Origin of the sequence: Mycobacterium sp. (genome assembly GCF_049281135.1) — a bacterium.
Classification (GTDB): Bacteria; Actinomycetota; Actinomycetes; order Mycobacteriales; family Mycobacteriaceae; genus Mycobacterium.
In genome coordinates this window covers 1-6,489 of sequence record NZ_JBAPRN010000013.1, presented here as the reverse complement: position 1 = coordinate 6,489, position 6,489 = coordinate 1, and the positions used below count along the sequence as shown (strand labels likewise).

General features: G+C 60.6%; 7 protein-coding genes. 5 read left to right on the top strand and 2 right to left on the bottom strand.

The features are described from left to right. A partial coding sequence (locus tag WAN02_RS00360) for a hypothetical protein (RefSeq protein WP_422261732.1) occupies nucleotides 1–370 on the top strand: 370 nt, incomplete at its 5' end. Between the two features lie 611 nt (nucleotides 371–981). On the opposite strand, the gene WAN02_RS00355 is transcribed toward WAN02_RS00360, so the two are convergent. Further along, the gene (locus tag WAN02_RS00355; RefSeq protein ID WP_422261730.1) at nucleotides 982–2,061 is read right to left on the bottom strand and encodes a hypothetical protein; all 1,080 of its coding nucleotides are present in this window, start codon (nucleotides 2,059–2,061) and stop codon (nucleotides 982–984) included. A 252-nt stretch (nucleotides 2,062–2,313) separates the two neighbouring features. On the opposite strand from WAN02_RS00355, the gene WAN02_RS00350 reads away from it, so the two are divergent. From WAN02_RS00350 to WAN02_RS00335, 4 genes are all read left to right on the top strand, one after another. Beyond that, complete coding sequence (locus tag WAN02_RS00350) at nucleotides 2,314–2,661, top strand: hypothetical protein (protein ID WP_422261728.1); 348 nt, start codon at nucleotides 2,314–2,316, stop codon at nucleotides 2,659–2,661. A gap of 262 nt (nucleotides 2,662–2,923) precedes the next feature. After that, nucleotides 2,924–3,976 (top strand): hypothetical protein, encoded by a 1,053-nt coding sequence (locus WAN02_RS00345; RefSeq protein WP_422261726.1) that lies wholly within the window; start codon nucleotides 2,924–2,926, stop codon nucleotides 3,974–3,976. A 17-nt stretch (nucleotides 3,977–3,993) separates the two neighbouring features. Next, complete coding sequence (locus WAN02_RS00340; RefSeq protein WP_422261724.1) at nucleotides 3,994–4,686, top strand: serine protease; 693 nt, start codon at nucleotides 3,994–3,996, stop codon at nucleotides 4,684–4,686. A gap of 41 nt (nucleotides 4,687–4,727) precedes the next feature. Then, a complete protein-coding gene (locus tag WAN02_RS00335; protein WP_422261722.1) occupies nucleotides 4,728–5,075 on the top strand; it encodes a hypothetical protein in 348 nt (115 codons plus the stop codon). A gap of 919 nt (nucleotides 5,076–5,994) precedes the next feature. On the opposite strand, the gene WAN02_RS00330 is transcribed toward WAN02_RS00335, so the two are convergent. Continuing rightward, on the bottom strand, nucleotides 5,995–6,489 hold a 495-nt coding region (locus WAN02_RS00330; RefSeq protein WP_422261720.1), incomplete at its 5' end, for a hypothetical protein.

Below are 6,489 nucleotides of genomic sequence, written 5' to 3'. Positions count from 1 at the left end.
CGTGCCCACCGTCGATCAGGTAGTCGCCATCATGACTGAGCTGACCGATCCGGAAAGGCTCGCGATGAGCAAGACCGACATCGTGACCCCTGGTTTTTCTCCTGAGGAAGCCGGGACGATTGATGATCATCTGAACCGTTCGCGTAATCATCCGGTCATGAGCTTCATTGTCACTGACATCCAACCCGCACCCAACAATTCCGCTGGCGCCACCGTAGCCACGGTGGGCAATGACGTTCGCCGGAACACTCACGGCAGATCTATCGTCCTGGTCGCTCAGGTCGGGCACTGGATGATCACTCACGACAGCGCTATGACCGAGTTGGACGTGCTGTGGCGCGCTGCAGATCGCTTTCAGGGTTGGGGTTAACCCCGTAGTGATCACTGCTCGGGTGAATTGGACCAAGCTTTCCGTCGGGACGACGCTGGCGGCGGCGTTAATCGCTTCGCCTGCAACGGCTTACGATGACTGCGGTGACCCCAGCCAAGACCCGTGCACCGGACCGGTCCCCACCGTCGACGCTGTATCTCCGCTGGGTTGGATAACCGGTGGAACAATTCCACCTCCGCCGCCACCTCCGCCGGGTTGCACACCGGATTCTCCGGACCCAGCGTGCCGACCCAAACACTTCTGCGGACTATCAAAAGGGACCCCCGTTTATGGCGTTCGTTGTTGCCGGATTCTCGGTGGTTGTGATGAAGACCCGTAGAGCTGGAGGGCGGGCATTGGCTGATCACCCACGACAACCGCTATGAGTGAGCTGAACGCGCTCTGGAGCGCCACCTACAGGCATATTTAGGTCGGCTGAGCACGCCCTAACCTGCACGTTTGATGCTGGTTGTTGCACGTAGCTTGCACGCCTGTGCGAAATGCCTGGTGAAAGCGTGCCCCCGGCAGGATTCGAACCTGCTATGTGCACTGGTACACATTGCGAACTGTAGTGCGAACTCGTCGCCACTCCGGTTCTTGATCCCGTAGGACTAGAGACCGATTGACGACAGCAGATCGGCGAACGATGAAGGATCAACGGCGCCGACCGCATCGGTGATGCCTGGGGGAAGAAACAGGTCAACGATGGGGGTGATGTTCTCGGTGCCGAACGGGGTTGTCAGGAAGTCCCCGATGATGGGGGAGGTCCCGGTGATGTTGGCTTCCTCCAGGACGTTGCCCCATCCGCCGCCGAATTCCTCGACCAGGAAGCCAGTGTTGTCGGGCAGCACGGTTCCGGGTGCTCCGGCGAAGCTGATGTCTTCGACGTAGGGGCTGCCGAAGGGGTCGAGGGGGCTGGAGACGGGGCTGTATTCGACGCCGCCGGTGAAGGTGTCCACCGGGAAGCCGAGTTCGGAGACCGTGAAGTCCTGTGTGCCAATGACATCGCCGCTTGCGTCGGTCGAAATCACATCCTCGGGACCTGTCGGCGAGATCGTGTAGACCGGCGAGAATATGTTCGTCGGGTCGGCGCTGTAGTAGAACACAGCGGGGTCGTCGGGGTTGGCGGAGCTGGCAGCGGTCGCTAGCGTGGCCGCGCTATCAGCCGAAGCGCCGGTGGCGACGGGGCCTCCGAGGCCGAAAACCTGAGAGAGGCTATCGACGAAGCTGAGGTCGTAGGTGGCACCGATGAGTTGCAGGTCAGGAAGCAGCAGGTTGTACTCGGTGCTGGTGGAAGGGAGTTCAGCGAAAGTCGCTGATGCGGGTTCGAAAGCGACGCTCGCGGTACGGAATAGCTCATCAGCGCCGCTGTATAGCTCTTGTGCGGCCCCCGCCGGCCCCTGCAAGGCTTCGGCGTGGTTCAGCGTTGTCAGCGCGTTGTTCAGAATGGCGGTTTGCTCGCTGAGGGCCGTTTCGAACTGAGTCGGTACCGTTGCGGAACTCAAGATCGGCTGGTCATAAGTCAAGACTTGATCCGCTTGGCCGAGGTCGGTGTTCACCGGGAATACGTCGCCGGCATCGGCGTGTGCGGTGCTCATCCCGATCATCGCGCCGCCGGCCAGCCATCCCCCAACGCCCAGCGCCACAGCCAACCCGCCGACCCTGCCGATATATCCAGCAGATTCCTTCATCATTTTCTCCTCGTCAAGCCGGTACCCAATCAATAGGGCTTGGTGATTGCGGTTGGTGGCGCTCCGCCGGTGGAGCAAATTCGCGGCTGAGAATAACCTATGTGCCGCTGAGGGAACAACGCGAAATTCACAGGAATGACCCGAATGAAAACGGGATTGTCCGCATGAAAATGCTTTCTATGGTCCGAAAAGCTCTTTTCAGTACTGAGTGCTGGATTGCGAGAGGCTTGATCACATGGTTAGCGTCACTACATGCCCATCACCGACCGAGACGGCAGGACCGCCCGACAGGCCGTGGCTCGTCTCCTCAGCAGGAGAGTCCACGACACCGAGATGGCCGCCGCTCTTGATGTTTCGTTGAGCACGTTCAGCCGGCGCAAAGACAAGCCTGACTTCCCCAGTTACGCTGAGCTGCGCCAGATTTCCGAACGGTTCGGCGTTGACGAGACGGTCCTGCTGGTCGACTTCGGGTATGTCGATGTCAACAGCCTCAACGACCAGCTTCAGCAGCGCTATGCCGCCTATCGCGACGCCCTCGACGTGATCAAATCACTGCGCAAAAGCCCCAGCCCAGGCGGCGGCGACAGTAAGCTGCAGTAATTCGGAGCGGGCTGCCGTTGTTCAGACGGGGTGACATGCCGCATTAAGCCGTTCCGCCTGCTGTCAATTCCATAATTTTGTGCTGTGGACTTGCTGGGACAACATCCGTTCAAGTTAGATAGCGTCCGGCCTTAGCCTAAGCTTAGGCATTCTTAGTATCTGTCACATGCTCTTTGGGTCATGAGCAACTCGAACCGACGGGGGCCAAATGTCCAGCAAGCGCCCGAATTGTCGTGTCCGGCGATGGAGTGCCGGTGCCGGCTTGGCTGCTGCCGCTGCCGCGGTGATCGGAATGGGTACCGCACACGCCGATGACACCAGCCCTCTTGTTGTGCTGGGCGATGCTCAGTCAGACCTAATAGACGCTAATCAAGTATTGGGTCAGATAGATGTCTCCGGCCTGACGGGTGATGAAGCCGGGGTGGGACCGAACATCACCACCCTGATTGACACCCAAGATCACGCGCTGACGGCCCTGGACAAATTGGACTCGGCTGAATCGGCGATCCTGTCGTTCGACAATGGGTCGCTGTCAAACTTCGTCAGTCCGTTGTTCACTAATCTCGATCAGCAGTGGTACCAGACAGCTGAAGCGCTGTTGGGCGCCGACCAATCGATAGCCAGCGCAGTCTCCGGCGGTTCGTTTGCGGACATACTCGCGGCTCAATTCGAATCCCTTACTCCCGACGCGCAATTGCTCAGCGACTCCTTTCAATCACTACCCACCGACTGGATCGGCTCGCTCTTCGGTGCAGGCAGTAGCGCCACCGAAGCTGCCTCCGAGCTAACGGCCCCCGCGTCCGCAACCCCCGACGACGTGATCGGTCAGGCGATCACCGAGCTGAATCAAGGACCTTTGGTGTTGGCTACAGCTTCGACAGCCGATCTCAGCACTGAGTCGGCGAAGCTTCTCTCCGCTCAGGAAGGTCTCCCGGCGCAAATCGATCCGATCCTCACCCAGACAGCGTCGCTGCAAGACGGACTACCCTCAGGCGATCAGTCTTTCTTGGCCCTGTTAGATGAGCAGCTAGTTTCGGCTGCACAAAACGTCGGTACGGCTGACCAAGCGTTCGTCGCCGCCGACCAAGCCGGTGAGCTCAGCGGCAGCGGCCTGAACCTGACGGACCTCACAGTGCTTGGCGCTGACCTAAACCTCGCCGGCACAGGTATTGATGTTTCCATTGCGAGCTTGCTTGTTGGTTTGGCTGGTGGTCTGGACCCCTCGTCAGCCACCGATCTCGCGTCGAGTCTGGATCCGGTCACGGCTCTAGACCCCTCCATTTTCGCCGACGTGCTCTCGTCAATCGGGTTGTAATTCCGAGTCACGGCGCGATGCGACTCCGACGTAGAGCGGCCGCGGCTCCGGCGGTAATCCTTGCCGCGCTCATCGCAGTAATGACCTGGCTGAACGGCGTCGCCGCCGCCGACGGCACGGTTGTGCTGGGTGGCGGGGCGGGTATCACCGTCAACGGCACGTCCTGCACCTTGGCCACGATTGGTCACGACGGCAGCAGCGCGCTAGTCGGGTTCACCGCCGCAACGTGCGGCGGTCCTGGTAGTTCCGTTGACGTCGAAGGCGGCACTGGCGGTGTCGGGAATATCGTGGCCGCCAACGATGAGTTGGACTATGCAGTAATCAAATTCGGTCCAGCCAAAGTGACCCCAACAGCCAACTTCGCTGGCTTCGCGATCAACGGCATCGGCCCGGACCCTAGCGGCTTCAGACAGCCGCTCTGCACACAGGGGGGCGCCACCGGTTTCGGTTGCGGTGTCTTCAAGTTTGGAGGCCCCAAACCGGGCATCGTCGCGGCGAACGTGCCGGCGTGGCAACCCGGCGATAACGGGGCACCGGTCACCGTTGACGGCCGACTGGTCGGCCTCACCCGCAGGGGCGACAGTACCGCTGTTCTCGGCCCGATTCCCGAGATGAGTACCCATATCGGCTTCACCTTGTTCAGCGCGATCCTCGGTGACGTCAACGCCAAAGGCGGTCCCGGCGCGGGATTTTCACCGATCCCCGCGTAGTAGCGCCAACCGAAGGGTTGGCGACAGGTCAACCCGTGTTGGTGAGCAACGGTTCGGACGCGCCGATTTGGGACGTAATGGTATGCGTCGGCTACGAACCGATGGGCGGCGCGGACGACGACGCCGAACGCGAGAGGCTTGCCATCGAATTGCTGTCGATACCGCCACGGGAGTGGGAGGTGTGGATGATCGGCAGCAGGCCGCTGCAGATGGCGCCGGTGACCGACACCCCCGAAATCAGATTCACCGACGCCACGAATGCCCATTGGGTCCGCACCGAGAGCGGCATGCTGGAGACTCGGCAGGTTTCCGCATTTGACGAAACAGGCGTTCATAGCCGGAACATGCACCTCTACGAAAGACCGCGCCGCCCGAGAATCGACCAGTGACCGGCATGCGCCAGTTTGTGCGCCAGTTGGGTCTGAAATCGGGGGTCTTTCGCTGGCTTGCGCCGACTTCCGCTGGCTTGCGGAAAGCCCCATGAGCTGGGCAAACTCGTTAGCCCGCGGAAGTTAGCGCAAGCGGCCGCGACTCATTCCGTAGCCTGGCGGTCAAGTGGTCGCAGGTTCAAATCCTGTCAGCCCGACCATTGTGGTGTCTCAAGACATCGGAATAGTTCCGAACCTGCGTTAGGTTCGGAACTTTTTCCGTGTGGGGCCTTTTGGTGCGCCGGTGGGTTGGTCGTTCGTGGTGGGGTTCAGCGTTAGCTCGCGGAGGAGTTCGCCGGTGGCGGCGTGGATGATGCGAATCCGGAGATCTTGAATCAGCGCGAGTACGCGGGTGCCGGTGTAGGTTCGGCCGACGCCGATGTGGTGTAGGCGTCCAGCGACGCGCAAGGTGATGACGCCGGCTTGGTCGATGCGGTCGCGGCGGACCCGGTTGTGGGTGTCGGTGCGAGAACGTGGGGGTTCACACGCTGCGCCATTCCGCGGCGGCTGCGTGGTTGGATGCCGGCGTCCATATCAAGGCGGTTGCCGATCTGCTTTGGGCACAGCTCGATCAGCATCACTGGCGACATTTACGGACACGCCACCGACGCGACGACCCGAGCTGCGATCGACGGCTTGTCGGGCAGGCTCGGGCTATAAGGCTCACTTGGTGCCCGCGCGCACAGTTCCGCTCAGGCAAGCGACCCCGGCCCCCGATCGCGTGAATTGCTCGCTTGAACCGCACATGCTGATCCATCAGCCAGTCGATCATCGCGGGCCATTGATCAACGCCCGTGACGTCGCCGAAGTGCGAGGTGACATACACCTGGTAGCCTCGCTACCGGCCATTTCATCCCACACGGCCTCCTCGCCCCAACTCTTAACCATATGCATTAAGAACGGACGTTACCTCCGAGCGGATTGGTTCAGGCAATTGCGAAGACGCGTTCAACCAACCGGAGAGAGTCTCGGGGTAGCTAGTTGCCGCACTGAGCGACACGGAGACCACATTGGCTAAATCGGAATCCTCGGATAAGTCCTGCCACGTGACTGGTTCGAGGGGCACTTGCAGTTGACCCGGTTCTGCCACGTCTTCCAAAAGCACTGATGCTTGCCATATTCCGGCGGTTACCTCGGAAAGTGCAGCAACGAGTGTCTTCTCTTCGCCGTTCTCCGGATTCCAGCGCAGAACGGCAGCGTCTTCTCCCCATCGGGGTGTGGTCGACTCAAGGCAAGCCTCAAGCGCCCGGTCTGGTCGCACCCGAAGTTCGACGCGAAGAGTTCCATCCTGACTTCGAAGATCTTCCAACGTCTTAGCGGGTGACGATGAGATTGGTTGGGCATATATGCCAACCAGGCCCGCGCCGGCAACTTT

Coding starts and splice junctions, on each gene's coding strand:
- WAN02_RS00355 (WP_422261730.1), bottom strand. CDS start 2,061: ATGAAGGAATCTGCTGGATATATCGGCAGGGTCGGCGGGTTGGCTGTG.
- WAN02_RS00350 (WP_422261728.1), top strand. CDS start 2,314: ATGCCCATCACCGACCGAGACGGCAGGACCGCCCGACAGGCCGTGGCT.
- WAN02_RS00340 (WP_422261724.1), top strand. CDS start 3,994: ATGCGACTCCGACGTAGAGCGGCCGCGGCTCCGGCGGTAATCCTTGCC.